Consider the following 2,438-nt stretch of genomic DNA (forward strand, 5'->3'; position numbering starts at 1 on the left):
CGCAGTTCCTTGAGGCGTTGCGGTGCGGGATCAGCCACGGCGGCTAGCGCTGGCAGCGGCGCCACATCGGACGAGGTGAGGCTGGCCTCGACGACTTTGGAGAAAGCGTCCGCAGCGGCGAGAGCGCTGTTCGCGGCAGTTGCATCGGCGAGCACGCCGCTCTTGATGGCTGCGTCCTTTTCCGAGCTTAAGGCGGCGCGGTATTTTGCAGTGAGATCAGTGAGCTGAGCGTGGCGTGCTTTTTGGTAGTTGGCGACGCGGGTGAGTAGCTCAGGGGGTTGGCGAACATCCGTCGTCGAGGCGGAGGCAGTGGGGCCTGGAACGGGAGCCATCTCTGACCTGGCAACTGCTGAAGCTGCCGGTAGAGCAGCCCTTGCTGCAACAGCATCGATGGCGGGGATGTTGATTTCAAAGGATCGAAATTCGATCAGCCCAACACTCGCTCCCACTCCCAACGACATCCCGGTGGATGCAGGATAACCACGAACATGAGTGATGCTGTTCCAATCCGGGTTCTCGAGCCTGCGAATTTCAACCTTGTCTAAAAAAACCCGCACAAGCCGCGGTTCGACCTCGATCACCCATTCGTGCTCCTGACCGCCAAAAGATGCCACTGCAAGTGTTGTGTGCTCGATGATGTCATTCGCAATGCCAAAGTGAACTGTTTTCCTGACTTCGCTGAGGGTGACATTCATCCCGTGAGTCGTGGTAGGAAGAAATACCGTCATGCTGGAATGCTTCGGTGAAACGTACCTTATCCTGGCTGTGTAACTCTCAAGAGGCTGGGTATCGACGCTGATCATCGCATTTGCCCCCTCCCGAATGCACTTGAGAACGCCGTTCTTAAACTCCCATTCTCCCTGTTTGATGCGCGGTGACTCGCCGATGGGGCGCAATACATCCTGCCACTGACCATTGGCGACGAGGCCGTCGATGCGGTCGGACTTTACGGCGGGCGGCGATGCGTTGGCCTTCTCCTCTGGCAGCTTCAGCCGCAGATTGCGGTAAGCGACTTTACCGGGGGGACCGAGACGGCTGAGGGCCAGGGTGCGCAGCTCTGGTCGGAGGGTGTGTTTGGCCTCGAAGACCTGCTCACCCGCCAGCCAGAAGCGGACACGGCCCTCCTCCACGACCAGCCGGAAGGGAGTGAACTGCGCATCCGGAAGCGCAGACTGCCTGCCGTTCACATTGCCGGCTTTCCCAAGCTTCGGCGCGAAGAGGCCTCCCGCGCCGACACCGCGATTCCGCGCTTTGGAACCGCATAACTGCACTTCAACGCCATCGGTGAAGTTGAGCAGGTCCGTGATCTGAAAATGAATGCCGCCATTCCCATCCGCGGAGACATAAACCTCACCGGTGAGTTCAAACCAAGGGGAATCCAATGACCGTGAAACCGTGCCGGTGCCACCGCTATCAGAGGTGATGGCCCCCTGCTCCACACGCCACACGGCAGTGCCGCGAGATGTCCAGCCAGAAAGCGATTTGTCATCGAAGAAGGCAGGAATGCCATCAGGGGATATCCCTTTCGCCGGAGTCGTGGCGACGGGAGGCGCCACGGATGTGACCGGCACTGCGGGGGCCGTCCTGACAGGGGCGGGTGTGGCTGGCTTTACCTCAGCCACAGGCGCAGATTCCAGAGCAGGTTTCTGGCTTTTGCTGGGCGGGCTTCCGTGATCCAGCCACCACCAGCCTCCGCCAAGAGCCAGGATTGCAAGCACGGCTCCGACAAACCAACCGCCGGAGGATTTTGCTTTCGGTGACGCATGCGCTGGGGACTGGGATGGCCGCTGTGGCTGTCGTGCGCCTGGCTTCCGCGGCCGCACCTCCGTGGGCAGCGCGGCGGGTGCTTCCTCAGACGGTTCCACTTTTTCCACCGGTTGCGTGAGGATGTGGTCCAGATCTCCACGCAGTTCCCGCACGGTCTGATACCGCGCCTCGCGGTCCTCCATGATCGCCTTGGCGATGATGCCGTCGTAGCGCGGGTCGAGGCCGCCGATTTGCAGCGACGGCAGCTTGAACATGCCCTGCGGGATCTTCCCGGTCAGCATCTGGTAGAGCATCACGCCCACGGCATAGATGTCCGCGCGATGGTCCACCGCGCTGCCGAGCATCAAGGCCTCCGGTGCCATGTAGTGCAGCGTGCCCATGGCCATGCCGCTCTGCGTAAGGCCGGTGTTCGCGCTCTGCGTCATCTTCGCCAGGCCGAAGTCCGCCACTTTCACCACACCGTCGTAGCCGACCATGATGTTGGCCGGTTTGATGTCGCGATGGATGATGCCGCGCTCGTGCGCGTAGGCCAAAGCATCACACACATGCGCAGTGATGGCCATCGCATGCTCGGTGTGCAGGCGGCCTTCCTTGGCGATCATGCGTGCCACATCCGTGCCATCGACGTACTCCATGACGATGTAGAGCAGCCCGCCTTCCGTCTCGCCGAA

General features: G+C 61.2%; 1 protein-coding gene. It reads right to left on the reverse strand.

Going from position 1 to position 2,438, the window contains the following annotated elements:
• Window positions 1-2,438, reverse strand: a 2,438-nt coding sequence (locus tag KDL09_RS22695; RefSeq protein WP_294390322.1) for a protein kinase, incomplete at both ends; no start/stop codon positions are given.

Source organism: Prosthecobacter sp. (assembly GCF_020439865.1).
GTDB lineage: Bacteria > Verrucomicrobiota > Verrucomicrobiia > Verrucomicrobiales > Verrucomicrobiaceae > Prosthecobacter.